This is a genomic window from Fibrella aestuarina BUZ 2 (genome assembly GCF_000331105.1).
Taxonomy (GTDB): domain Bacteria; phylum Bacteroidota; class Bacteroidia; order Cytophagales; family Spirosomataceae; genus Fibrella; species Fibrella aestuarina.
In genome coordinates this window covers 4945373-4972128 of record NC_020054.1, presented here as the reverse complement: position 1 = coordinate 4972128, position 26756 = coordinate 4945373, and the positions used below count along the sequence as shown (strand labels likewise).

General features: G+C 49.9%; 19 protein-coding genes. 4 read left to right on the top strand and 15 right to left on the bottom strand.

Features of this window, described 5'->3' with window-relative positions; all coding sequences use genetic code 11:
* Position 1 precedes the first annotated feature (1 nt).
* The 6 genes from FAES_RS20510 to FAES_RS20485 all read right to left on the bottom strand — a co-directional run bounded on the left by FAES_RS20510 (position 2) and on the right by FAES_RS20485 (position 8597).
* Positions 2 to 2407 (bottom strand): putative Ig domain-containing protein, encoded by a 2406-nt coding sequence (locus FAES_RS20510; protein WP_015333111.1) that lies wholly within the window; start codon positions 2405 to 2407, stop codon positions 2 to 4.
* 2 nt (positions 2408 to 2409) lie between these two features.
* Positions 2410 to 4440, bottom strand: a complete 2031-nt coding sequence (locus tag FAES_RS20505; protein ID WP_015333110.1) for a hypothetical protein — start codon at positions 4438 to 4440, stop codon at positions 2410 to 2412.
* A 528-nt stretch (positions 4441 to 4968) separates the two neighbouring features.
* Entirely contained in the window at positions 4969 to 6726 is a 1758-nt protein-coding gene (locus tag FAES_RS29220) for a helix-turn-helix domain-containing protein (protein ID WP_015333109.1), read from the bottom strand.
* Positions 6727 to 6782: 56 nt separating this feature from the next.
* Positions 6783 to 7580, bottom strand: coding sequence for an antA/AntB antirepressor family protein (locus tag FAES_RS29215; RefSeq protein WP_015333108.1), 798 nt, complete (start codon positions 7578 to 7580; stop codon positions 6783 to 6785).
* A 1-nt stretch (position 7581) separates the two neighbouring features.
* Positions 7582 to 8235, bottom strand: a complete 654-nt coding sequence (locus FAES_RS20490) for a helix-turn-helix domain-containing protein (RefSeq protein ID WP_015333107.1) — start codon at positions 8233 to 8235, stop codon at positions 7582 to 7584.
* 140 nt (positions 8236 to 8375) lie between these two features.
* Positions 8376 to 8597, bottom strand: a complete 222-nt coding sequence (locus tag FAES_RS20485; protein WP_229364512.1) for a helix-turn-helix domain-containing protein — start codon at positions 8595 to 8597, stop codon at positions 8376 to 8378.
* Between the two features lie 128 nt (positions 8598 to 8725).
* On the opposite strand from FAES_RS20485, the gene FAES_RS20480 reads away from it, so the two are divergent.
* Together FAES_RS20480 and FAES_RS20475 are read left to right on the top strand one after the other, a co-directional pair.
* Entirely contained in the window at positions 8726 to 9724 is a 999-nt protein-coding gene (locus FAES_RS20480; protein ID WP_015333106.1) for a DUF4238 domain-containing protein, read from the top strand.
* A 50-nt stretch (positions 9725 to 9774) separates the two neighbouring features.
* On the top strand, positions 9775 to 14850 hold the full coding sequence (locus FAES_RS20475) for an AAA family ATPase (RefSeq protein WP_015333105.1): 5076 nt from the start codon (positions 9775 to 9777) through the stop codon (positions 14848 to 14850).
* A gap of 176 nt (positions 14851 to 15026) precedes the next feature.
* On the opposite strand, the gene FAES_RS30440 is transcribed toward FAES_RS20475, so the two are convergent.
* From FAES_RS30440 to FAES_RS20460, 4 genes are all read right to left on the bottom strand, one after another.
* Positions 15027 to 15197 carry a hypothetical protein gene (locus FAES_RS30440; RefSeq protein ID WP_158408798.1) on the bottom strand — a complete coding sequence of 57 codons (171 nt, stop codon included), beginning with the start codon at positions 15195 to 15197 and terminating at the stop codon, positions 15027 to 15029.
* Positions 15198 to 15312: 115 nt separating this feature from the next.
* On the bottom strand, positions 15313 to 16464 hold the full coding sequence (locus tag FAES_RS20470) for a hypothetical protein (protein WP_015333103.1): 1152 nt from the start codon (positions 16462 to 16464) through the stop codon (positions 15313 to 15315).
* A gap of 413 nt (positions 16465 to 16877) precedes the next feature.
* Positions 16878 to 17762 (bottom strand): DNA/RNA non-specific endonuclease, encoded by an 885-nt coding sequence (locus tag FAES_RS20465; RefSeq protein WP_015333102.1) that lies wholly within the window; start codon positions 17760 to 17762, stop codon positions 16878 to 16880.
* A gap of 43 nt (positions 17763 to 17805) precedes the next feature.
* Positions 17806 to 18582 (bottom strand): hypothetical protein, encoded by a 777-nt coding sequence (locus FAES_RS20460; RefSeq protein WP_015333101.1) that lies wholly within the window; start codon positions 18580 to 18582, stop codon positions 17806 to 17808.
* Positions 18583 to 19200: 618 nt separating this feature from the next.
* On the opposite strand from FAES_RS20460, the gene FAES_RS20455 reads away from it, so the two are divergent.
* Positions 19201 to 20679 carry a hypothetical protein gene (locus FAES_RS20455; protein ID WP_015333100.1) on the top strand — a complete coding sequence of 493 codons (1479 nt, stop codon included), beginning with the start codon at positions 19201 to 19203 and terminating at the stop codon, positions 20677 to 20679.
* The gene (locus FAES_RS20450; protein WP_041258229.1) at positions 20676 to 21185 is read left to right on the top strand and encodes a hypothetical protein; all 510 of its coding nucleotides are present in this window, start codon (positions 20676 to 20678) and stop codon (positions 21183 to 21185) included. The genes FAES_RS20455 and FAES_RS20450 overlap by 4 nt, the downstream gene beginning before the upstream one ends.
* 44 nt (positions 21186 to 21229) lie before the next feature.
* Here the strand turns inward: FAES_RS20450 and FAES_RS30185 are convergent, their stop codons facing one another.
* The 5 genes from FAES_RS30185 to FAES_RS20430 form a co-directional block, all read right to left on the bottom strand.
* On the bottom strand, positions 21230 to 21442 hold the full coding sequence (locus FAES_RS30185) for a hypothetical protein (RefSeq protein ID WP_148289423.1): 213 nt from the start codon (positions 21440 to 21442) through the stop codon (positions 21230 to 21232).
* 228 nt (positions 21443 to 21670) lie between these two features.
* Entirely contained in the window at positions 21671 to 22333 is a 663-nt protein-coding gene (locus FAES_RS20445; RefSeq protein ID WP_015333099.1) for a porin family protein, read from the bottom strand.
* A gap of 514 nt (positions 22334 to 22847) precedes the next feature.
* Entirely contained in the window at positions 22848 to 24713 is a 1866-nt protein-coding gene (locus FAES_RS29210) for a serine hydrolase (RefSeq protein ID WP_015333097.1), read from the bottom strand.
* Positions 24714 to 24747: 34 nt separating this feature from the next.
* Positions 24748 to 25812 (bottom strand): helix-turn-helix domain-containing protein, encoded by a 1065-nt coding sequence (locus tag FAES_RS20435; RefSeq protein ID WP_015333096.1) that lies wholly within the window; start codon positions 25810 to 25812, stop codon positions 24748 to 24750.
* 441 nt (positions 25813 to 26253) lie between these two features.
* A complete protein-coding gene (locus tag FAES_RS20430) occupies positions 26254 to 26613 on the bottom strand; it encodes an Imm10 family immunity protein (protein WP_015333095.1) in 360 nt (119 codons plus the stop codon).
* Positions 26614 to 26756: the final 143 nt, after the last annotated feature.

Sequence of the window (26756 nt, the reverse complement as noted above, 5' to 3'; positions counted from 1 at the left end):
GTTAGTTGGCGTTTTCGTCGTACACCTTCAGCCAGTTGTTGCTGATAGCGGGGACGGTGATCGTCTGGGTGTGGAAGACGTGGCTTTCGGGGTACTTCGCCCGGTGGCCGCTGTAGAAGGTGAGCTTGAGCGTTTGCCCGGGCGCGTAGGCCACCGGCGTAGCAGCGAGGTCGAAGCTGTACCAGCCGGGCGCGGCACCGCTGACGACGTTGGTCCACATCTTGGTTTCGACCCGTTCGCCGTCGCGCTCGATATCGATCAGCAGCGTGTCGTCATCCATCAGCACACTGGTGCCTTTGAAGCCGAGCGTCGTCGCTGAACCCAGCCCCACGTGCAGGGTCCGAATGCGCGACCGGAGCACGGTCCAGGTAGCCGATGAGGTGGCGGTCTGATTGGCGTTGTCGGTGGCGGTATACCGCACCGTGTAAGTGCCCTCTTTGCCGGCAGCGATGTAGCCGGCCCAGCGCTTGTAGGGGCTGTTCTGGAAGAAGCTGATCCCCTCCGGCAGGCCGAGCAGGGCGTACGCCAATGGGCCACCCTCCGGATCACTACCTTCCGGTAGCTGGAAGCCGTAGCCCAGCACCTGACCGTAGTCGTAGTGGGTGTACAAGACCTGATCCGGAATAGCAGGCAGCGTCGGTGGTCGGTTGCCACTGGCTACGGTCAGCGTCCAGCCGCGACTCGTCGCCCCGCCCCGGCCATCGGAAACCGTGTAGGTCAGCACCGTTGTGGCGACCGCCGTTGGCGTGCCGGAGAGCACCCGGGTAGCCGCGTTGAAGGTTAGCCCGGCGGGGATGGGTGTGAGGCTGTAGCTCAACGGGTCACCGTCGGCATCACTACCCGCGGGCAACGTGACGCTAAACGCCTGGCCACTGGTCGCGCTGCGGTTGTCAACTGCCGGCAGCGTCGGCGCCGTGTTGGCACTGGCAATGACCGCTTCGTTCGACCAGTCGGATGCACCAACGCTGTTCACCGCCCGTACCCGGAACTTAGTGCCAGGGGCCGGGGTCACGGCCAGGTCCATGATCGTCGTGCTGTTGGGGCCCGTCTGCCCCGCCGCGACCCAGTTGGTCGTGCCGGCGGCGGCCGTCTGGATCTCGAACAGGTCTTCGTTGTCCGCCGTATCGCTCCAGTCGAGCCGGGTCTGCGTCGACGTGTTGGCTACGGCGTTGAGGCCGGTCGGTTTCGAGGGAGCCGTACCCGCCGCCAGAAACGTCCAGGTCAGTTCCGTTTCGGCAATAACGAACCCACCCTGCCACAGCCGGAACCGGGCTGTGCAGGCTCCGTACTGGAGCACGGCTCCATCCGGTCGGGGAAACGCATAATACGCATTGCCCTGGGGCTGCCCCTGCGCTTCGCTAAACCCACCCGTCAGCCCCGAAGCGAACCGGATTTCGAATGAGATCGAATCGTAGTCGTCCAGGGTGGGCACGGCGTTATTCGTCGCGCGGACGGTGCAACCGATGTTGGCACCCCCTTTGGGTACGGTCACCCGGGCGTTGGCGGGCAATTCGTTCAGCTTGTCGGGTGCGTTGCCCTGCCCGTAGAGTGCGAAGGCAAACGAAAACTGAGCGATGCGCAGCGTGGCGATCGCCGACCAGTCGGATACCGTCTCAACCCCGTCGATGACGCGTTCAGCCCGGGCGCGGTACTGCTGCCTGATCCCGTACGGAATCGCTGACAGCGTCAGCGTCGTTACGTTGGCTGATACGGTGTTGAGGAATATCCAGGCCGTATCGCCTTCGTTGCGCCGTTCGAGCCGGTACGCCGTTTCGGTCGTGTTCGTATCAGTCCAGGTAAGTGTGCCCGCCTGCGCACCGGAGCGGGTTGCGATCAGCTGCGTCGGCGGGTTCAGCGGTGTATCGGTTGCCAGGGCGGCTTCTTCGTAATAGCCCTGTACGGCCCAGTCAGGCTGCACTGTTTCGATCAGGGCCTCTTCGTAATAGCCCAGAATCTGCCAGTCGGGTGATTGCACGCGGCGGCGTAATTCAAAGCGGCCATCGGGCAGTTGGTCGAGGTAGGCAGGTTCGGCCTCGGCGGTCGCGTCGGGCAGCGCATAGAGTTGTAAGCCGCCCACGGTGATGACATGGCTCGTTTCGGCTCCGTAGGTTGTGGTGTCCTGCAGGTCCTGTTTCGTGGCATCGGTATCGCCGTTGGCCGCCCGATCGCGCTCGAAGGGCGCACCGACATGCACCGCGCCGGTATCGGTGATGACTACCTCGCCGGCGTATTCGATCCCGTAGCCCTCCCGATCGTAGAAAAACCGGAAGGTACCCGGGGCAAAATCGGGTTGCCCGTCCGGATCGACCGACAGCGCGTTGAGGTACCACACGTCCGAGCCATCCCACCGATAGCGATCGCCGGGGAGGGGAGTAGTAACCTGTATGGAGCGTTTGTAGCGCGGCATGATTATCCGGGTATGGCGGTGATTTTTCGGGCAATGGCGGCGACGGTGCTGAGTCGCTGGCTTACGCCGGGAATGCCGGCGTAGACGGCGAAAACGGGCGCGCGGCCCACCTCTGGATTCTCCAGCGGCATGACGTCTTCGAGGAAGCGGGGCTTGGGGACGTAGACCGGGACGGGCTTGACTTCCCGGCTGCGCCAGTCGTCGGCGGGGATGACGACGGCCGGTTTTTTGGGCACGACGGGGGTGTAATCGTCGGTCGTATCGCTGCCACCCGTGGTTTCGGGGGTGAAAACGACTTCCCGACCGTCATCGAGCAGAAAGGCGGCGCTGACGGTACCCAGTTGGGTCCGCAGGATTTCGACCGCCGATAATTCCCACTGCATCTTGGGCAGGTCCCAGCGAAAGCGGGTCATCGCCAGTCGCGCGGCCGTTGTCCAGTCGACGAACCGGAAGACCGATAGCGGCCCCCAGGGTACGTCGCCGAGCAGCTCGCCGTCGAAACGCTGGTTGATTTTGCCCACCTGCGCGCCACGCTCCTCCGCGCACCAGCACGCCAGCGGTGCGCCGGTACCGATGCTGTTTGGCACGTCTGGTTTATCGTAGCCGTAGGCCAGGACCAACTCGTCGTTGATCCCTTTCATGTAAAAGGCGCCCTCGGTCGCGCCGAACGCGGCAAACGACGCATCGGCGTAGGCCAACGTGACCGTGTTGTAGTCGCGCGGCTTGAGGTTCGAATTCGGGATGACCTGGTTGGTGACGGTATACTGCCGACCCTTGTACTGGTTCTCGCCTTCCAGCACCAGCCGCATATCCGCGTACTCGATCCACTGATCGGTCGACGGCGCGCCGGCCAGGGGCGTGGCCTGGGCCAGCTTGATCTCGTAGCGCAGAATGTTTGCGTACGAAACAGGGGCAGGCGGGATACGAAGCGAGTTGAGTGGGATATCGATCTCGGCCCAGTCCGTGCGCGCCTGTTCGAGATCGCCGACCTTGTCCACGTTGACCAGCTCGATGCCGTTTCGCTCTTCACGGGCAGGATCAGGCAGCCACGTCCCGTCTTCGTTGAGCAGGAACCAGGTCGCCGGCGAGCCAAACACAATACCGCCAGGCTTTTTATAGAGCCCGGTAGACAGTGCCGCTACGACCTGGATGTTGGCGCCGCGCGCGTTGTTGAGCCGGAACTTACCCTTAAGCCGGTAAGCCGGCCGCACTTTGGTGCCCGCCGCCCACTCAGCTGAGGTCATCACCGCCAGCACTTCGCCGTAAATAGGAATGGCGACTTTATTGGTCCCGTAGATACGTACCCGGAACGGATCATCGGGACGACCCGTACCCAGTCGCTGGGCGTTCGTGTCCCCGTTGGTCAGCCCCCAATAAGCGGGCATACCTGACGGCCCCGCTACGCCTTCGAGCGCGAAATCGCCATTGTTAAGAATCGATTTGGCCGGGCCCAGCTTCTGATCAACCCTTATTTGTGTCTCTGGACGGCGGGGACTGGTGGTTGCCGATTCTAATACACGAAGAGGGTACCCTGGGCCTAGGGGAGTAGTAAAGGACTGGAGTTGTTTGACCGCCGCTTCGAAGTCGCCCGGGTTGCCGTAGTACCGAACGTAAGCCTGCTCGGCCGTGGCACCATTGGCAGCGTTCGGCGGCAGCCAGCCACCCGGTAACTCGTTGGCCCTGGCCAGCCACCAACGCCCGCCCCATTGAACCAGGTTAGCATTGTAGGTAGTGCACAGGTTGTCGAGCACCTCGAACGCGCTGGGCGGCTCCTGACCTGACGGACGAAACGTTTCCCCGTCGATGTATTGCCGTGTCAGTGGGTCGGCGCCGTTGATCTGGACACGGTCGGAGATCGGCGTCAGATTGACGACCGACGTCAGGTTCAGGCCCAGGCCACTTTGCCCCAGCAGGTCTTCGAGTAGCCGTTTGATCTGCTGGGGCCCCGTTGGATACGCCCCCGATTGGGTGACGACCGGGCGCGTCTTTAGGTTAGTAAGCCCACAACCGGCGATAAATGTGACTGGGCGCATCTCGCCCCCGTAGCCCTCTTGAGCCCCAGCGGGTAACAACCAGCCCCGGAAAATTGGCGTGATATTAGTCGGACTAGTGACCTCATCAAGTTGTACCTGAACGTCTTGGTCAGTTGCCGGATATATCGAGGCTACTGACCAGCCTGGCTCAACAATCAGCGTAAAGCTGAGTTGCAAAGGCGTTACGCCTGAAAAGCGACTATTACGAGTATCATCGTTGCCAAGCAAACATTCAGCCGTTGTCGCTTGGAGAACATTCGGCGCCTTATCAGCCTCTCGAAACAGGCGCAGGCGATACCGGCGTGATGGCGGTGGTGACTGTCCCGGTAGCAGGTCTACATAACCCGAAGGCGGGTTCGACCTGAATGTGGTTTCGAGGAACGGATAAAACATTATGCCGGGAGCTTCCTGCAAAACTCCCGGCATCCATCCGCTAAGAGGCTAAAAACAATTTAGTTTCTGCTATCAAATAGCGTGTAGTAGCGTTTTTGAGATTGACTAATTGTTGATGAGGGATATTATGGGCCATTATTTGATGTGCTTCCAGTTTCTTCCCTGTCTGATGCCCAATAAGGTTGTACGCTTGAGCCCTAATTGTGACGCAATTTTAGTGTCGCCTAGCCCTTGCCGCATCATTGCCTTTATATCAGCTACCTGAGTCTCTGTCAATACGGCTCGTTTGTACTGGCTCCCTCGGGCTACCCCTATCCCCGCGTTAGTCTGCTCATTCCAGCCAGTCACATGCGTCCAGCCTTTTCCTTTTCGGATATAGGATATGTTGGCATTTGTCACTCCGAATCGAGCCGCAATCTCAGTGTTCAGTTGCCCTGCTTCTATTAACGTTTTGATCTCGCGAACATCGGCTTCGGTTAGCTTGGCACTTCCGGCATGTTCGCCTTTTGCAGAACCACGGGCTGCATTGGCCTTCTGACTGTAACCAGTTATGTGTCGCCACGTCGCTCCGATTGCGATATCTTTAATAGCTGTTTCCTTAACGCCGAACGCCTCGGCAATCACTTTATAGGGCTCCCTGGACTCGATTTGAGATTTTATCAACAACACCTGATCATTTGTCAACTTGGAGTGTTTGCGCGCTTCCCCCAGCGGCCGTTCCGGTAGCATGTAGGGTACCAGAATCTTTTCGGCGCTTCGCTTTTTTCGATTCAGATAGATCGTCGCGTCTTTATAGAGCCAGGCCAATACCCGGCAGACCTGTAGCCTACCACTCACATCATACCGAATAATACCGGGTGACTTTGGGTGGTCCACAAAACTACCCCCAACCTCGCAATTGACTCGAATCACGTCAGCGAATCGAGTTATGAACGCTGTACTACCCAGGGCTTGAATAACACAAATCCGGCTATTCCTATCGGCTCCAAACTTGCTCTGAATACATCCATCCCCGTCGATGTAACCCCGAATGAAATGCGGGAGTAATACATCGGGCATCCAGTCGGGGAAAGTTGTGGTAAACGTTTTGGCCTGATGGCAACCTAATTCGGCTAGTCGCTTTGACAAATGCTTATTACTAAAGGAAAGAGAAAACTGACTTTGACCCCTGGAGACCTTACGAAAGTATAGAGGGCGATCCGTATCCAGTTCTCTGGCAAATCGCTCTAAAATAGGCCGATCCCGCGCTTGTAGGCTCAACACCACTTTATTGGCGTATTCACCGTTGTACCCATCGGCATACATGAAACCGAGCCAGTAGGCTTTAACTTCAGTATCAATCACGTCCAAAAAGCTTTCGTCGAGGGTATACCGTTTCTGTGAAGGACGACCAGCGGTACGAATGCTCTGGGCCTGAGAAATCGTTCGTAAGACAACCCCACGCTCGATAAGGAGGCGTTTGAGACTCTCTATGTAGACCTTATACTTTTTACTCAAGCTGGTTAACGTTACCCCCTCCTCGTACTCAGCCACGGCCTGAGCTATATCGGCTTCAGTGATCGAGTACCGTCTGCTTTTCTCAGATTGGCTACGTAGCGTTACACCCAGATCAATCAAGGTTTGCTTGACGCGTTGCTGAGATATCTGGTATTCCTTCGCAATGACGACATAGCCTTTTCCTGCCTTGTAGTCAGCCACGATCTTATTAGTATCGACGCGGGTACGCATCAGGTTCGATTCAGAACTTGTGCGGATAATGATACCCTGTTCTACTAGTAAATGCCTTATGCGTTTGGAGGTTGTACGGTTCTGCCGGGCCAGCAGCACGAGTTGAGCTCCGGCCAGATAGTCGTTGACGAGTTGCTTGATGTCAACGGGATTGCTTTTTCGCATAGTGAAAGAAAGAAATGTTGCCCCTACTGTATAAAGCAGGGGCAACGGTCAGTTAGTTATTCCTGATACGCTAATTCGGCCTGCACCAGCGCGTAGAGTCGGTCTAACTGGCCGTACGTTTCCAGCGCATCGAGTACACTTTCCCCCGGCTTGCGGGTCAGGCTCCAGACATTGACACCGTAGACCTGCTGCATCCGATTATACAGGTAGCGGTACGTTTCAAGCTGAGTGGCATTGAAGCGACCACAATAGTCATTGACGGCGTTACTAATTGCCTTGCGCAAATCAGCCTGCACCGCCATTGGAAGAACTGGCTCGCCGTAAAGCGACACGGCGGCAGGTGGGCCTGGGTTCACGACTGGCTTACGAGCCCTTCGCATTCCGGCCATGATCGCGGCAACATCCGTTTGTAACCGGGCGAGCTGTAGTTGCTGACTCTGTTGAATCGCAGCCTGCTGCTGGCTCAGTTCGGTTTGTTGCCGTAACAGTCCGATTAACAACTGTTCTGTCTGCGAGGATAGGGAGGGTTGGGGCACTACGGTGCGCAACTGCTTCTCGGCTTCGATGAAGTAGAGTCGAGCCCGCTTGCCCTGCTCGTTGTTCTGCACCATCGCCAACTCCTTGGCACAGTCCAGCGTCAACGCGTAATCAACTGTCTCCTGCTCCCCACCAAGGGTTGCCCTTTTTTGGGCAACCCTTATGTAATCCTGCCCCTCGACAAAACCGTACTTTTCGACACGACGCGTAAACCATTTGAAGAAATCAGACTTCACCTCTAGGAATGCGTGCAGCTCACGGGCTGACACCACCGATGCGCCTTGCGCATCGGTGGTGATTTGAATCAACGCCTCCATCTTACCCAACTTTGTTGTAAGCGTTGAGCAGCGCGATAAACTGGGGATGGCCCAGGATCGAGGCCATTTGAGCCGACGAGGTGTAGAACCGCTCGCAGAGGTAGAGCAGCTCGTCCCAGTAGTCCTCCCACCACTGCGACTGGTGCTCGCCCATATACGTTACGAACGCGCGATGGAGGTGAATTGCCAAGGCCACGTCCGAATGCTGGATGATCTCGCCCTGCTCGTCGTAAATCAGGTTCGCGTCGTCTTCCAGGGCGGGGTAGACTTCTTCGCGCAAATACCAGCGCAGCCGCCCCAGTTGCAACTCGACGCCTGTTCCGGCTAGCGGCGTCGGTTCGTGATCGTGCAGCAATGTCTCCCGCAGGGGCCCACCGATGCCCCGCAGCAGGTAATCGGCGTTGACACAGGGGTAGGTGTTCAGTAGCCACTCGACCAGGGAAATAGACGGCTTCTGTTTGCCCGAAGCGATGTAGCTCAGGGTGGGCTGGGCGATGCCTGCGCCTTTAGCCACGGCGTAACCCGACAGACCCAGGGCCTGCATGATGGCTAAGAAGCGGTGGTTGAGATCGCCTCGTTGGGCGGGTTGGGGAGCCGTTGGCTCATGGAGGATTGGCACAATGGGCCAGGCATCGTAAATTTGTCCAGCAAGCATAGCTGTAACCGGTTATGGTTTGTGACTGACCCCCATTCGCTAAGCCGTGAGAAAGTTGAGCGTTGGGGGTTTCTTCATTTGAAGATATGCAAATATAACTCAATGCCATATATATATGGCATTGAGTTATAAAAGAATATTTATGCTGGTTTGATTATGAATGTGATACCCAGCAGGATAGCTAATCGCTGCATTGTATCAATGGTTAAATTCTGTTTGCCGCTTTCGTAGCCTTGAATGGCGGTTCGGGTTACACTTAGCTTTTCGGCTAGTTCCACCTGCGTCAATCCTCTTGCTTTACGTGCTTCACGGATCATTGCGCCAATCTGTTGCTTAATGTCGTCTTGGTGGGGTGTCATCATATTTCACGGTAATGGTTTTACCGGTTTGCCAGCTTATCTACTGTGCCATTAAATCATCCTCAAAGGTAGCAAGCTACAGAAAGATATTATGGTAAAAATCTGCTAGTTTAGAGGGTAGATTATTTGTCATGAACCCGCCTAAGAACCAACATTACCTGCCCCAAGTCTATTTGAAGCAATTCGTCAACAGCCAGCACAAACTTTACACACTTGTTATCAAGGCCCACGCGCGAGCCCCTCAGGCTAAGGAGGCTTCGCCTAAAAGCACTGGTTGTGCCCCAGACTATTTTACCCTAACTAGCGAACAGAGCCAACGACGATTAGGAATCACGGATCCTTACATTGTCGAAAAGCGCTACAACGCCGTTGCTGAAAATAAGTATGGTAGGCTAATACCTCGACTGCTAAAAAAACCAGAGTCAATAACAGGAGAAGAGGCCTACAATCTTTTATTTAGTTTGTTGTCATTTAAGCACCGCAACCCTGTCCATAGATATGCTGTAAGTGATCCCCAGCGTATGCGAGCTGCTTTTATACACAGTCTTGACGAAGTAAATCATCAACGATCGAGTATTGAGCCGTTACTCAAGGAGGAGGGTTCTAATTGGGCGGAGTTCTTGAAGGATGGGGCCAAGCGTTTTGAGACTTGGATCACTGACCCAGCTACTCCATTAGAGATTCAGGTCAGTAACTTTATCCGAGCTTATGAACAGGATGGAACAGCTATTCATCAGGTGACTAAAAGCCTATTGACCCGTCGCTGGTTTCTGCTGCACACTGCGGCTTCACTACCATTCATTAGTAGCGACAATCCTGGTTTTTGCGTGGATTGGGAGGACCAGGTCCGCAACTTAGGCTTTAACCAAAGCAAAGTCTTTTTCTTCCCGCTGACGCCGAGATTTGTGTTATGTATACGAATCGACCAAACTGAACCTTTTATATCGAATTGTAAACGTGTTTGGTCACAATTCGCCTCGCCAGTGCAAGTAGCGGCTATAAATCGTTGCAGCTTCGTTAACAGCTATCAGCGGGTGATAGGCCAAGATAGGCTTGCATTAGTGAGTGTCTGGCATGACATGTGCCAACACTGGCCTCATTTACTTGAGGGAATTAGAAGCTCCCACTAGTCAGTCAGAATTAACTATTCCGAACACAATTAACCATTAGTACGAACAGCATGAGTCAGCTTAGTGAAGATCATAGTAGTGTCTTTTCAAAAGGAGGAGGAGGTACCATTTTTGAACTGAGTGTTCAGGCTGCTTTTATAATAACCTTAATCGTAAAAGGTAAACTACCTGGTTTACCCACTGGAGAACTCATTGAGATAGCATTCCAAACGACACGACTTGGTTTCCATACGGATGATGTAATGCTCCATGTGCGCTCACATCAGGGAGCGCACAAATTACTGGCTCAGATTAAGCACAACCTTCCGATCAGTGCAAAGAATCCACTTTTTGAAGAAGTAATGACGGCTTTCTGGATGGATTTTAATAATAAAGCTGCTTTTAACCCTACACATGATCGGTTACTAATTATAAAAAGTGCCTTAACTCAAGCTGATCGACAAGATACCTTAATCTTACTGAATTGGGCTAAGGCGAAAGCCACGGCAAATGATTTTTATCAAGAAGTAAACCGAATAGATAGCAAAAAAAAGATGTTGGCTATTTTTTTCGATGTATTACAAAAAGCAAACGGGGGTATAGCAATAAATGCTGAATTGCTGTGGGAATTTCTCCGATGCTTAGTGGTGCTGGAATATGATTTTGGACAAGAAAGTAGTCAGAGCAAAGCAAATTATCTTTCTCTCATAGAATTGTCTAGAAATAAAGCAAAGTCAACATTAGCGATTGAAATATGGGATAGTGTCTTTGCGTATGTAGCTGAGCTAAATAAAAATGGAGGCGCTGTAACACCGGACAGCATTAATGGCCAGCATTTTATGAGCTATTTTGACCTGTCACGTATAGGACATTGTTACGAGGCTATTGAGAAATTACAAGACGATGGACAAGCTGTCTTAGGACCATTAACAGATACGATCGTTGGCTTACATCTGCCTCGGCCAGAGGTACGCGACCGTCTTACTGCATCGATAATTCATCAGCCTTTAACAATCGTAACTGGTGAGCCGGGAGCAGGTAAATCGGCTTTGATAAAAGCGGTTATCTTTGAGATGATACCGAATACAACCGTGCTTACTTTCAAGGCTGATCAATTCAATCAATCACAACTAGCGCAGGTCTTTGCTGGATTAGGTGTAGTTAATAATCTAAGAAATCTGTCAGCTTGTTTAGCTGCAATACCCAAAAAAGTTGTTTTCATTGATAGTTTGGAAAAACTTTTGGAAGGGGAGCCTAATAATGCCTTTAGGCAACTGATGCACTTTTTAGATGGAGTAAAAGACGTCAGTATCGTCGCCTCTTCCCGAACCTACGCAGTTGAGTTAATTTGTCAAAAATATGCATTACCAACTGTTTCGGTTATAGAAGTTCCTCTGTTGAATGAGGGGAAGGAAAGTGAGCTTGAAAAAGTTCTGGAAGCATTTCCAAAACTTGAAGCTCTTGCTGTAAATCAGCAAATACGTAAAGTTATACGCAGCCCTAAATATCTAGATTTTGCCGTGCGTTGGCTTGATACGTCACCGGTTAGTGTCGGGGAGTTAACTATAACAAAGTTTAAGGATCAACTTTGGGGGCATATTGTTGAAAATCAGACTGTAATTCGAAATGGAATGCCAACTAAACGTAGCCGAGCATTTATGGAGATTGCTTTACTGAGAGCTCAGCGCATGACTTTGTATGCAGAACCAGACCAGGCCGATGTAATTGCTATCGACGAGCTAGTTCATGATAACGTTTTAACAAAAGAGAAAAGTGAGCGTAAGTACGCTCCATCTCATGACATTTTAGAGGACTGGGCGTTGATAAAACATATCCGCCAGTTAAGAGATGACTCTTCTGAGCCAGTAGCCTTTTTTCAAAATGTTGGTAATAAGCCCGCGTTTCGACGAGCGTTTCGGTTATGGGTTGAAGATTCGCTTCTTAGTCGTGCCGAAATCATTTTTCACTTAATACGTGAAACAAGAACCCAAACTAGCATTGAACCCTATTGGGCAGATGAGATATTAGTGGCCTTGTTACGTTCAGATCAAAGCCATCTCTTTTTCAAAGAGTTTGAAAAAGAACTGTTAGAAAATAAAGCTCAGTTATTTCAACGCACAATTCATCTGCTTCGTACGGCATGCCGAGAGAACCAGCGTGTCATGGGATTTGCGACCCTTTCCCCAGTGGGGTCAGGCTGGACGTCAGTCCTGGACTTCATTCAACATCACTTAAATCAACTTAATAGCCTTCGCATCTTAATCACTGGTTTACTGTCCGATTGGAGTTATTGCCTGTATGGAGATCACAATCATGTTCCTATTAATGCAGTAGAATATGCTAAAGTAATTCTATTTAATTACTTCAACGAAATTGAGACTAATACTGAAAAGGTTTGGCATGAGGCACCCTTGAAAGATAAAATCAAAGGGTTAATAATTATTGCGTTCAGGTTGACAGGATATGCACAAACCGAAATCAAAGCCCTTTTAGAACGTACGATTTCTCAAGCAGTAGATTATTATTATTATCATGACAGGTCATTTTATGGTTATGTCTGTAAAATGGCACTATCAGGCGTTTATTGCAGACCATTAACAGCTTTGTTGCCAGAACAAGTTATTGCGATAGCAAAGGCGGTTTGGATAAAACAACCTCGGCCTACACGAAATAGTCGACCAAGTGATTCAGATTTTTTTGGTCAATTCTTTGTTGAAGATGAGGATGATGACTATCTAAATAGAAATGAAAAGTTTGGCTTTAGGAATGACATTCATGACTCACCTTCAGGAATTTATAAAACGCCTATTTATAATTTGTTGCAGGATAATACATATAGCGGATTCTATTTTGTATTAGAACTAATTAATAATGCTACAAATAGGTTTGTTACTTCGACCAACTCTTCAAAGAGCGACCTGAAAGAAGTTGAACTTAAGCTGTTAGATGGGCAACTTGTCAAACAGTGGGGTAGCAGTGTTCTCTGGCAGGCCTACCGTGGGACAGTAGTTTCATCAGATATTTTGGAATCATTGCTAATGAGCCTTGAAGCTTATTTACTTAAAATCGCTGAATTAAAAACGGCTGATAGTCGAAAAAGAATTAAAATATATTTTGATTTATTGATTCGTAATTCAAATTCAGCTGCTATTAGCAGTGTATTGGTCAGCATAGCCATTGCTTACCCACACGAAGTCGGCGTATCGATGTTGCCGTTATTAGGTGTTCGTGCATTTTACGAGTGGGATACACAACGTGCTTTTGCTGAAATGCAAGCTTTGGCACCTTGGGATCATGAAATTTACTTTGCACAAAAGACAAGACATGATTCAAATGAATTACCGCATAGAAAAAAATATTCGAACGGTCTGAAAAGCTTTGTTTTAGAAATTCAACTATTACATAGTGATTTAACTGAAGCTGTACATGAAGTAATTGATCAGTTATGGATTCAGTTCGATGATAATGACATCTATTGGCAAAAGACATTGCATGAAATTGATTCACGTAAATGGAAGATTACTGATGAAAACTTGGAATTAAACCGTTTTACTATTCAACCAGAGTACACTCCAGAGGTTCAGAATTTAGTAGATAAGTTTCGACCCGAAAGGGAGTATAATGAACAGGCAGCATCAATATCTCTTAGGATTGATAAGGTCCTAAAGTATGAACTATCAATTGACTATAGCGAATGGCAAGCGGTACATGAACGATATAAAGTCATAAAAAACTTTCATTACATTCACGACAGACCTATTTCATTAGCAGTCATTGGCTTACGTGACCTTAACCATTTACTTACATCAAAGCAGCGTACTTGGTGCGATCGGACAGTTTCCAAAGCTATACGTAACTTAATTCAAGATGCTAACGATGGGAGTATGTCTTTGAAAACCCACTTTTCGTTATCTCATTTTGATCGAGACGCTGCTTTGACTGCGTTACCATTGTTGATAAAAACAACTAATAATTTTAAAAGTAGAAATAAAATAATTGAGCTTCTTTATATAGCAACTGTTTCTAATTTTAATAAACTTGAAGTTGAGCCTTTGTTTGATTCGCTAAGGGAGGAGCTATGGGCAGTAGATGCTTCAATAGCTAATCAAGTTTGGTGGGGGATAGTCCGATTTGCACAAATTAAAAAGACCAAAAATAAAATCAAAGTTCAAGATAATAATAGAAGTGTTGGGCAAGTTGAAACACATGTTTTAGCTTCGACCTTGTGGAGTTTGCATATACAACCTATTGATATTCACTTAATAAAATTAAATACATTTCATAGCCGCTTGCTAACGAGAGCCTTACTACTGATACCCTTCAATACCCATGATGAAGATCATCTAGTTTACATTAAACATATGATCTTTCTAATTTTTGAGGAATTAAGTCAAGGTATCAAATCTAAAAACCGAAATGTTGATCATTTATCTTTCTTAGATGAGGATCGTCGTGAAATAGAAAAGTATATTTCTAAATTCTTTATTTATTGCGATGACAATTATGCTGCAGATATTGTCGAATTCTTATTGATTTCCAAAGTCAATATTCTGTCTAAATTTCCTACATATAAAGATAATAAATTCGAGTTTTTAAATTGGATTTTACGCACCACGATTTTGGAATTAGATCAAATTGTTTATGGTCAATTTGAGCATATAGGCACAAGAGCTATCGTCAATTTTTGGCGAGTTTGGGAGCGATTTTGCCAAGTTCTAAATAAACTAAAATGCCCTATTTCTTCGAGTTATTTGTTTCTTGAGTTTGAATGGAAAGAAGAAGCAGTTCATTGGAAGCCACTTGAGGGTCATAAATTATTCATTAAGCAAGTTGTGGATTTATTTGGTAAGTATAATATTAGTCCGTTCCTAAAATTACTGTCGTCAGTTGGTGATCAGACCTTGTTACCCGAAGGAACACAATGGCTGGTAAGCTGTTTGAAAACTGATGAAAGTAATTTAATTTACTTAGCAAGCGATGAAGCTGAAGCGCTGATTAAGCGTCTGTATCATCGCCATATCGCTATTATCAAATCGGATGTATTTCTTTTGAATGATTTTATTTGGTTACTTGATCAGATGATTGATCTTGGATCATCCCACGCATATATTACTCGTGAAAACTTAATTACATACAAAACATATTGAGTTGACAAACATGCTTTTGTTGTTTTCACGAAGATGTTGATTAGAATGAATTATATTATCGTAATTCATTCCATTTAACAAAATATCATCATTAATGAGTGGAAAAAAGTAGTGAGAACTGCAAGTGAGCCGTCGTAGACCGCCAGCTGGGCAGCAACGTCGTCGAAATGCTCCCCCTAGCCGTTGGTCTCCTGGCCCACGATCAGCAGCGGGCGGGGCTGGCTCGCGTAGGCTTCGTGGGGCGCGAGCAGGAAGGGGCCGCCCCGCTTGCCCTGGCCTAGCTTCTGCCGCACGGCGCGGAACGATGGTAGTTGGGCGGTGTAAAGGTCTAGTAATTGAGTCCGCATCGGGTTTAGGAATGAATCGCGTTTAGGATCGAAGTGCATAAGACCAACCCGTATTAACTCAAGTAGTTACTTCTTGAACAAATTAATCCCTACACTGCCTAATAGCAACTTACTTCTACCTGATCGTACGTTGATAAGCTTGGCTGAGAGCGCGGATACTGGTGCGCTTTAGCGTAGCCATAACACTCTCGTTAACCTTTCTAAAGAACGTGTATTTCGCCCCGTCCCAGCGCCAAATCGGGTGTTCGAAATCAGGACCCCCAATTAGCAGGTCGGCATACCCCCCGTTCCCCGTCGACAAAGCTTCCGGCACCAAACCTGAAAAGTTTAGATTTTTTTCGTAGTGCCCGGCGCTGTTTTTAATGAACAGTACAATCTCTGAACCGGTATTGCCGGACGTGAATGTGTTGCCAAACGCAACAAACAGTTCGTCTACACCGTCTCCATTCATATCCGTTGGTAAGACGAGAGCTGTGAACGGATAGTTTTCACCCTCCTCTATCGTAAACTGCTGTTTATCGTTAGCTAGTTTGAATTGCAAGTTGTTATATATCTCATTTTTTTCTGCAACGGAGGCCTTAGTCCTCGTAGTAGAGAAAAGCCGTCTGGCACCTTCCGAAAGCGCCGACTTGGCGTTGTTCGTTGGGCTTGCTGGCGTATTCGCGTCCGCCAGCGACTGACGGGCTTCTTGATCCCGTACCGAGTTGAGTCGTTTTAGGGTACTTAGAAAGGGTTTCGGAAGTCTGTACCATTGTCGGCTCATCGCCGCCCCTGCTGCCACCCCTCCCGTATTTGGTTGACCACCGGTAGGTATTTCGGGCAATTTCACCTCAGGGGTAATCAACTCCAGCATGGCCTTGACGAAATCCACACAATTGACATTCGCGAAAATACCGTATTGTCTAGCTACCCACTTTAATTTCAAGTTCTTGGCATACTCGTAGGTGGCCTTATCGACTTCAATCATAAAGTCTGCCGACCCTAAGTCGCCGATGCAGGTCGCTTCGGAATGACCAGGGGTCGCTACCAGCGCCATCATCCCTCGTTTATTAGGCACAAACCCCCAGGTTGAATCGACGATGGTTTGTTGAAGCGTTTCGTCACGCCGGACGAGCGAAACAAAGGCATGTCCGGTAACGCTTCGTTGTGGTTTACCTTCACAATCCCGAAACGTTTCGCCTATCCCTCTCGCTTTGAAGACGAAATAATGTTGAGCGTTAGCGGACAGGGTACTAATTAATAAGCAGAGACTCCATAGACAGCGCATGATGAAATCGATTAGATGTGGATGCGGATCTCGCTAAATATAAATTTCTTCGTGTCAATACCTCAGCGGATTAATAAAACTTGTCCAACTCGACGGTATACTTTCTGAGAAAGAGTGGAGGTTTGACCTGGCGTACTTACCAGCCACGTGTAGTAGCCGCTTTGACAGGCTTCACCTCGGTAAGTGTCATCCCATATAGGCCTATCTGTTCGGAGCATCAATTCGCTTCATCGATTATAAATTGATAACACGAAGCCCGTTGTCTGTCTGCCCTGTATACGGGGCTTTTATTGACAACTAATAAACCTGCAAAGGCTTTGAAGACTAGGTGACCCTTACTGGGCTAAAGCGATTTCTATAGAACGATTAGGACAATAAGGGTACCGACTACTTTACGGGACATCGGATTGGTATCAGTACTGCGTAGGTAACAAATAGACCGATTGGATCACCGTCTGGTCCGTACCCGCCTCCACGACGCGTTGCACCGCCTCTGGTAGATTCGCCAGCAGATCATACCCCGTCCGTCGCTCGATCTCGTCGACGCTGACCCGGTAGCTGCTCCACTTCCCATCCCCGACGGCGTTCGTGTTCGGCATCCAGACGGCGATGACGCGCGTTTGCGCGTCGATGCGCCGGATATCGTCGCTTCCGACGGGCAGCACGACGATCACCTTCCAGAGCGCAGCCGGTACGGTCAGCTTGCCATCAGCCAGCATCTGTACCGTTCCGTTGTTGCCCGTACCGCCCATACCCGTTGCCCCCGCGATGATGTAGCACTCGTTACCCCCGTCGAGCAATGACCGCGTGTAGTCCTCCAGTAGCCGCCAGGCCTGTTGGTTATGGCGGGGCGCCTGGGGCACGATGTTGGACAGCACGAAGGTGGTCCGGTTTTCCTCGGCCGTCGAGTCGCGGTCGTCCGAGGGGCACAGATGGCCGCGGTCGAAGCCGGAGTTCGTGTAGTCGGCGTGACGGACCCCATACGCCCCGGCGGGCAGATTCGTTTCCGGGATGAAGTTGCCGCTGTAGCGGGCAGCCGAGCCTTTCCAGGCTGTCGACAAGTGCCAGCTCACCCAGTTAGGCCCACCCCGGCCCGCGTTGTAGCTCAGCACGAAGGTTCCTTTGTCGAGGAGGTAGTTGTTGGCGTCGCTGCTGCCAGCCCCCGACGGATTACCCAGCGCCAGGTTGTCATCGCGGGTGGGCGCCGACGCGTTGGGTACAGGCGAAACGGGTGCTGACTTGCACTGAACAAGAAGCAGTAGGGTCAGCAATAAAAATGACGAATAGCTCAACCGCATAGGCAAAGGTCGTTGCGTTTTTGTCCCGGTAGCATACCGCTGTTCAAATCGAATCCGACTCGGTAGGGTTGCTGCTTGTTTCCAGTACCTCAAGGGCCTTGTCCCTGCTGGCGGCCAGGAAGCGTTTTAGGTCAGCCAGCGACTCGGGCGGCAACCTATCCAGTTCCTCGATGACCCGAAGAACGTTGTCCACCCGCTGCCGGCTGTCTTTATAGTCTGCCTCCGCTACCTGCCGGGGGAGCTGCCAGCCCTTGTTCTCGTAATAATCGACGTAGAAGCCTTTATTCTTTAGCCCGTTGGCGTTGTTCCACCACTTCCGGTCGAGCTGCTCCTGATCGGGGTCACGACGGGCCTCTCTAGCAAGCAGCAACCGACTCAGTTCGACGCCGATGTGGGCCATCAGGTCGTGACCTAGTTGGGCCTCGTCCAGCTCGGCGTCGGTGGGCAGCCCCTGGGCTAGCTGCTGGGCCGCAAAGGTGAGGCTTGCCTGACGAACCGCTGTTTGATACTCAGCCTGACTCGCTAGTAGATCGCAAAAGAAGCCGTATAAGTCGCGGGCGGCGGCGTGGCGGGGCTCGTGCTGGGCAAAGTACACGTCAACCTTGTGAGGCAGGGGTAAGTCAAACAGCTTAGCGAAAAAAACAAAGGCTTTGATGGCCTCCTCGGCGGCCAGGACCAGATGGGAAGCGGCCACGCCGTAGTGGCCCAGGGTCGCGATGTGATCAGCGCACTCGGAATGCGTCCTGGCATTGGCGGCGCAGAGTCTTGTTCCTGCCAGCAGGTCGGCTTCGGTAAAGGCGGTAAAGGTGCGTTCGGTCATTAAGGGCAAGATAAGAAAGTCGCTGTAATCTATTCAGGTAAGTTGCGGCACGTGGGACGAGCTGAAGGCACCCTCCGCCCCAACACGGCAATGGATGCTGGATCTAGACCTCATCTTTGGAGCCGCTTATGATCGCATTCTGAATCGGTTAAATAGTGAAGTACGCACCAGCCTTCGATTAGCATGTTCGTCTGGGCGATGGGATATTTTAAAAGACCAAGAATGACAAATTAAACATAATTACTATTGATAGCAATTTATTGCTTAGGCTCTAGAAAAGGGCCTTATCTTGTTTAAAAGGCAAGTAATGACTGATATATAAATAAATTATTTGTTGATAACTTGTTGATATTCAAAGGTTATGTGCTCGTATTTCATTAACTAGTAAATAAATATACAGTAGAATTGGGTGACTTCTTCTATTCATACTACAGAAGCATATAGCTTACTCTTGTCATTAGCCAATCGCGCCCTGATAACCCCAAGTTTGCAAGTACAAGAATTTATTTAACCTGGTGATCGACGATATGTATTACCCAACGCTCGTTAAACGGTCACGATTTGACAATACCAACTTAAAGAAGTATTCACAAAAACTTTAAAGATGACTCAACATTTATGAAGCTCACTACTCTCAAAAGGTCACTAATTTTAAATGCTCTGTTAATAGGTATTGTACTTGTTTCATGTAAAGAAACAGATATTGACGGTCTGGCTCCGGCTGGAAATCAGTTGACCGTGTCCTTAGCCAAGGAACTTTACACGAATAAATATAAGGGTGGTCGGTCTGGTTATGATGAATCAATATTCGGTAATCCTGATTGGGCGAAATCCATAGAGCTCAAGGATAAAAATGGAAATACGTTTATTCAGACGCCGCTAAATCATCAAAATACCGTGATCACTGTATCATCAAGTGATGCGTCTGCCACGGCCAGCCACTCTTCTCAACTTGTCAATCCTATTCCTAGTAGGCAGTTGGTGCTTTACAAAAACGAAAAAGGTGACCCCATTTTTAGAGTTATGGAAACAGTTCCGGATGCAAATGTTGATTTGAAACGAGGTGATTTGCTGAGTGGGGAAGTTAGTTATTACGACTTAACGACCCGGCGCTTACTTGATGGTTTCAAGTACGTTGATGGGAAGCCGACCAAGTTTTTTCGTACAGCTGTGGGACGCGATTTATTAGCTAACAATAAGGCTAGAGGGGGGTATCAATGGGTTGAACGGCTGAAGTGTTATTACAATATTAACTGGGGCGAGACTCAGCCTGATGGTGCAACAGCTTACGCTCACTATGAATATGCAAACCCTTATGAAGGTTGCACACCACAAGTTTATATAGGCAGTCACTGGTATATAAATTGGTCCTCTGAGATAGTTTATGAAGCTGTCTGGAACGACAACTATTACGGCACTGATATACCACCAGGTAGCGGTAATCCCCCAACAGGGGGGGGGCCAAGTCCGGGTTCCGGTGATATACTCGATAAGATTGTAAGAACCAATTCGCTCGACAATGCAGCCCAGCAAAAATTAAGAGATGTTCTCAAGGAATACGTTAAGAACTGCTATAACAAAGCGGTGTATGATTATTTCAGTAATCGCAACCTAAAGTTCGACTTCTCGATTAACCCTAACAGCCAAACGCCCGCTTATTTTTCGTACAGTAACGGATCTATTGCTTTCCAAAGTTCGAACACAATTGAATTAGGGACACTCACTGAAGAATTATTCCATGCTTACCAAGACCATTATTACGGAGGACTTGCACAGTACAGCAACACAGGTCGCTCGAATATCGAATTTGAGGCCAAGTTGGGTGCCGACATTGTACGCGTACTCAATAATGAGGGGTGCTGCATGACCGTTAATCCAAGTGACGCAATAAATACGGAATACTATCAATGGATAATAAGCATAACCGATGGCGGCACAAAGTTTCCATCCAATTACGCGCAGATTCAGGATCGGTATTTCTATTTTCTTCAGCAGTTTAAGAATACCTTTCCTGCCTACAATTTTCCGACCAATGCTAATCTGCTACCCAATGCTATGTTAAGCAATGTCAACCAATCAAACTGTGGTAAACGATGAAAGCGCTATTTCTCATGGTTGTCATTCTAGTTGGCTCACAATACGTGATGGCTCAGAAAGTTAACGTAGTAACTCAAACGGTAGATGGCAGACTATATACCGCTACTCCCATAGCAAATAGTAGTACAATTGAGTTTGCTAACAGTAACAACAAACTGAAGAACGTAAAATCGACCATGCCTCAAGAAATGAAGGAGACATACCTGAACTACCTAAACTTTGGGGATACTGAAAAGAGCCATATACAAAAGGTAGTGCAGGAGGCCGTGAGTGGAAATAAAAAACTACCAAAAGGGGAAAGGCTTGATATAAAATATTACATTTCACCATCGGGCACTATACGAGAGTTGTCCTTTTTAATAAAAAATAATAGTGCATTTAGCCCCGCGGACTTAAAAAAGATAGAAGACAAACTAAAATCAGATTACCATTTTAGAATGAGCCGTGCCTTGCCGGCTGATATAAATTATATTTCATTCATAATGCCCACGAGTATTGCTGAATAGAATGGAGTTGGTCACGCAACTTTCAAGTTGCTACGTTTTTGGCTTCAAGTTTTCGCCTTTCCTGATCCTGCGGTACCATGAATCCCTTTCTTCAAATCGACGATGGTATACAGCACTGTACGTCGCGGGTTGAACGGCTTCGTGCAAATCAGGAAGCGATCAGCGCAGTCAGAATGCGTTCTGGCATTGGCGGCACAGAATCTTGTTCCTGCTAGCAGGTCGGCTTCGGTAAAGGCGGCAAAGGTGCGTTCGGTCATTGAGGACTAGGGTTGAAGCTAATGCGTAATGCGGTTACAGAATCGACCCTAATCCAGGCCAGCACTTGATCCAGTCACGACTGCAGGAGTGTTCCTTTGGCACAAGTGCTTTTCACTAAGAAAGTAGACGCCTGCAATCTACTACGGGAAAGCTCGTGAATGGATCAACCCTTCAATTCAGAGGAAGGTTTGCCCGTTGTACTGCAACTGACTTCCCTAAGTAGGGTCTCATAGAAACACGCTCAAACTCAGACTAACCGTCCGGTTTCGTAAGCTGTAGCGTAGGGGGTCACTGGTAACATTCATCAGGCCGTAATCGTAGGCGATGCCTAGTTGAAAGCGATCCATTAGTTCGACGCCCGTAGCCCCCGTCAAGCCAGCATCCGATCTGGCATAAAATGAATTACGGGACGGGGATAGCGGGCCTTTTGAATAGACGCTTTTATAGTCATACAGTACTGTGCCCCCGATCAACGTACCTACGTAAGGACCCAGACCCATGTACAGTTTCACTTCTTGGGTCAGCGGTGCTTTGACTAGTATTAACACCGGAATTTTGAGGTAGTAGGGCTTGACTGTTTCAATTCGTAACGCGGCCGTACCGTATGGCTGGTCCAGTGGGTTGACGTTATCCTCGAAGAACGAGCTCCGCTCAAACCCTTTGGAGGCAAACAGTAAGACCGGCTGAATGCTGAGTATTTCAGAGAGAGGAATGTCAACGACAACACCTGCCTGCAGGCCTGGAAGCGGCGTATAGGTTGAAACCGGGACAAGCTCAGTCGCTGCGGTGGATGAACTTACACCGGCGCGTAGTCCCCAACGAATCTGGGCGAACGAGGTGGACAGACTAGCTAACAGGAGGGCTGATAAACAGTATCGAAACGAGGTCATGACGTCGTGATCAAGGGCGCGGTTTCTCGCCCGCGCCCTGTTCGTTTTAAACTAAGTGGGGATTACGTTCGCTACAGTTGTGCGGGGCGTGCTTGGGCTACTGAGGCCTTTACTCAATGATGCGCTCCTTGCGCAGTTGATCTTTAAGGCGTATGTGCATGTAGTACGTGCCTTTGGTCAGGCCACTTGCATTCATAGTAAAGGCTTTGGTAAGTTTTGAGCATGAGTTTATGCTTTGGGTAAATGGCTGACTTCTGATTCGCAAAGCTCAACTATTATACCAGTGGCATTAACATTTGCTGTATTGCTTTGAGATGTGTTTTGTATTATGACCCTGTACGAATCCGGACACGATCACGTCCGAATTTGAGTGCTGGGAGTTACCTCACTAAACACCCGAATTAATAAAGCAGATACATGAATACGTCGTCTCAAGCGGGAGGGTTTTGCGAGACACTGTCTTTTGATTTCTAATAGATTCAACCAGTCGAACAAATTTCAGTGCTTAGCGGCTTTACTCACTTTTTAGCGCTTTCAGTTTGTCTTTGCTATAGGCATCAGAAGAGTCTAGTTTGAGTGCCTCGCGAAAGGAGTCTATTGCCCGGCTTGTTTCTCCACGTAGCATGTAAAGATCGCCAAGGCGAGTATAGACGATCCCTTCTTTGGGAAATTGCTGGCGGGCCAAGGCCAGTATCGCTTCAGCCGCTGGCAAATTCGCTGGCCGGCTGGTGGTAAGATCATACGCCATATACGTCAGTTGATAGACGTTGAGCTTCATCGTCCGGTAACCTTCCACCGCTTCTGGTAAACGGCCCATGCGCATCAGTTCATTCGGTAGATAAACGCCCTCCGCCAGTCGAGGCCAGGGCATTTTGTCCCATTCTAAACGCAGTGAGTCAATCCTGCCCAACCGAGTCCCTTCAGTCATTGTCCGACCAAGCGCAGCCCGACTAAAATAGGCCTTGGCGGTGTAATCAGTCAACGCGATGGTGTCGCGACCAATGGGCACACAGATGATGCTATTGCCGTTGTTGATGGTTTCGGTCAGCAGCTTACCCGACCGCCGAATCGTGACGACCTCATCGGGTCCACGTTGATACCGCCCCACATACGCATTTAGCAGTGAGTCAGGCAGGGATATGGGCACCAGCGGTTCGGGTAGGAAGCCCGGCCAAGCATATACCTGCGCCACCGCTCTACGTATTTCTTTGCCGAGTTCGTTGGCACCCGCGTTGTCGTTCATCATCACTACCACTCCATTCCCTCCGACCACACTACCAAGCGCGTAAGCCAGGTAGCCCGCGTTGACGCCAGTATGTTCGAAATAACGGCCTTGTTGGGAGGTATTGCCTTTTTGTTGCAGAAGGAAGGCTCCCAGGCCAATCTGTTCATCGAAAAAGCCGTCTGAAACCGGTGCGAGTGGTGTTACCATTGCTTTCATTGAACCCTGACTTAAAAGCTTACCCGTTCCGCGATAGCTATTTTGAAGATCAATGATCAGTTTGGCCAAGTCGGTGGGAGTGCAGTGCAGGCCAGCGGCTGCCTGTTGGGGATACAAATAAGGCATGCCCTTAAACCAGCCGTTAGGCGAGTAGGCCCAAGCCAAACGGCTAGCCAATGAAGACGGTAATGGTTGAGCGAACGAGGCACCTTTCATGCCCAGGGGGCGGAAAATAAGTTCGTCGGCCAGGGTGGCAAAGTCTTTTCCCGTAATATCCATCATGGCCATCTGGGCGACCAAGTACCCACCGCCAGAGTAATTAAAGCCTGCCCCTGGCACCCCATTGACTACGACAGGCCGACTGTCCGTGTCGGGCTTGCCGGCGAGCATATCCGGCACCGAAGGTAGTGGGTTTTTGTCAGGTGTAAACCCAAAATAAGCTGATTGACTGGTGCCCCCCCGGTGGCTTAACAGCATGCGAAGGGTAACCGGCGTTTGACGGGTTTTGTCGTTCTCTCCGAGTTGCCACGATTTCAGGTAGGTATTGATGGGCGCGTCGAGCGTGAGCTTACCCTGTTCAACGAGTTTGAGCGCTGCTACGGCCGCTACGAGCTTGGAGATTGATCCGGCCGAAAAGAGTGTCTCGGTTGTTACTGGCTTACGGGCCGTCGTATCAGCCAGTCCGTAGGCCTTTACCCAATCTAGTTTATAATTGTGAATCACCGCAACACTTACCCCCGGGACTTTGTACAGCTTCATGCGCTCCTCAATGGTCCAGCCCTTCAGACCCGCCACCGGCACATAAGGAATTAGGCTACGCTCTACGGCGGCTATTCGATCCGCAAGCCGCTTTGGTGGCTGCGCGATTGAATGATACACGGGGAGCAATCCAAAAAAAGCGAGCGAGATGCGGCAAAGCCGATAGACGGTAGTTGACATGACAGAGCTGATTTATGGCCCAATAGTCGCGGTTTTAGCTTGCTGAGTCGTCCCGAAGTGTGATTTGGGACATCTTTACGTATTCTTTTGGGGTGTGTCCGGTCATCTCCTTAAATACCCGGTTGAACGTTGTCTTGGAGGGGAAGCCCGCGTCGAGGGCGATGCTCAGAATAGTCACTCGGTCCGTATCTCCGGCAGCCATGCGCCGTTTCACTTCTGCCACACGATAGGTATTGATAAACTCATTAAATGACTGGTCGAACCCGTTGTTGATGATGCGCGAGATCACATTAGGTGATTCGCCGAGGTTTTTGGCCAAAACGGCCAGCGAGAGATCGGGGTTTTTGTAGAGTTGCTGCTGTTGAATGGCTAACAACATTCGTTCTCGTTGGTCCGCCGTCACCGGCTGCGGTGGCACTACGGGTACAGATGGTCGCTCAGGTTTGGTAAGTCGATTATAGAACAGCCCAATTAACGCCAGTGCGTACACGAACAGGGGCAAGATTTGATAGGTTAGGTAAAACTTAGGCCAATTGTCGGGCAGATAGGCATCGTTGAATAGCGGTTCAAAAGCAGCAACCACATAAAAAACACCCAAGCTATTTAGCAGCAGTCGCAGCCAACGATCGGTGGCAAACGGGCGACTTCTGTAGATCGCGTACAGAATCATGGCGGAGGCACCATAGTAGTCGACATAGCGCGTAAACGGCTTGTGCACATTGATCCAGAACCAGGCTTTATTCTCGAAGGGTTGAAGAGTTAGTATGACGTAGAATAAGCCCTGAATGACTACAGGAATAAACCACCATCCCGGCAAGGAAACGTTTTGCCCCGCCCGCGTCCGTACATAGGCATATAGCAGCGGCCCGAAACTCCAAGAGTAAAACAAGGGCATAAAATAGAGCCACTTGTGGTTCCAATACACGCCTGAGCGCGTTAGGAAATAATCGATAACCTGCAGCGTGAGACCGACCACAAGCCAGGCCAACCATTTATTGGTGGGCGAATCCATTCTATAAAATAGCAGGCCTGCCGTTGTGATCCCCTGCACGATGCAGAAGATGTTGAACAGGTTGCTCAGGTCCAGGTAAACAGTCACTGGGCTGAATCAATTTCGGAGTAGTTAACAAAACTATTGATTTTGCGGACTTAACCAATCGCGCGAGGTTGAAGCGGGATGGTTTACCCGAGCAGGGTATTCCTTACATCGAATGCTATAAGAGGGTCAACTGCGTTGTCTAAACCAAAGAGATAGCCACAAATTTATGTGTTTCCTTCAATGCCCGTTTTCTGAGTGACGACGACAACTGGGGCGTCAACCTTACAAAACTAAGACTGGCTTATTCTCAATTTGCCGTCACGATAATCAGCGTTTCACCTCGTAGGACAGCTTGAGTTTGCGATACACGAGCAGGGGCTGACCGTTGAAGCTCTCCTGGCGGCCTGTCACCAAGCAAAACCAAGGGTTGTCACGGCCGGGCCCTGCGCCAATGCCTTATCCGGTCCATCGGACTCGTGAAAGTCAGCTGGCGTCCCCCAATTATTCGATCAGCCCCGTACCCGCCAGCACCCGCTGCATCGTCGCCCGCAGTTCGGCGTAGCGTGCTTCGCTCACGCTAACGTGAAGCATGATGAGGTCGCACCCCAGCCGGTCGCTCCCTTTGGGCGTGAGCCAAACAAGTAGTTGGGTACGGGTGAGGTGCAGTTGGGCGATACCGCCGTAGCACCCCTGGTCCTGGTCGCTCCGCTCGCAGTAGTACGACGCGCCGGGGTCGGTTGTGTCGCGTTGCAAACTGAAGCGTTCGGCGTCGGGGTGGTCGCTTGCCGCCCAGGTAACGTGCTGGACCCCGTCTTCTAACCAGGTTTCGACCCGTCGGGCCTCGAATTGAATCACCTCCATATCAACTGCGGACTGACGACCACATTTACCAAATAGCACCGGTTACCGGCCTCCGCGTATGTACAAATTACAAAGTGCGAGTCGTGCATTACCCGGATCACATTCTGGCTTGATGGGGAGGCGGAAACGGGGTCAAGTTACGC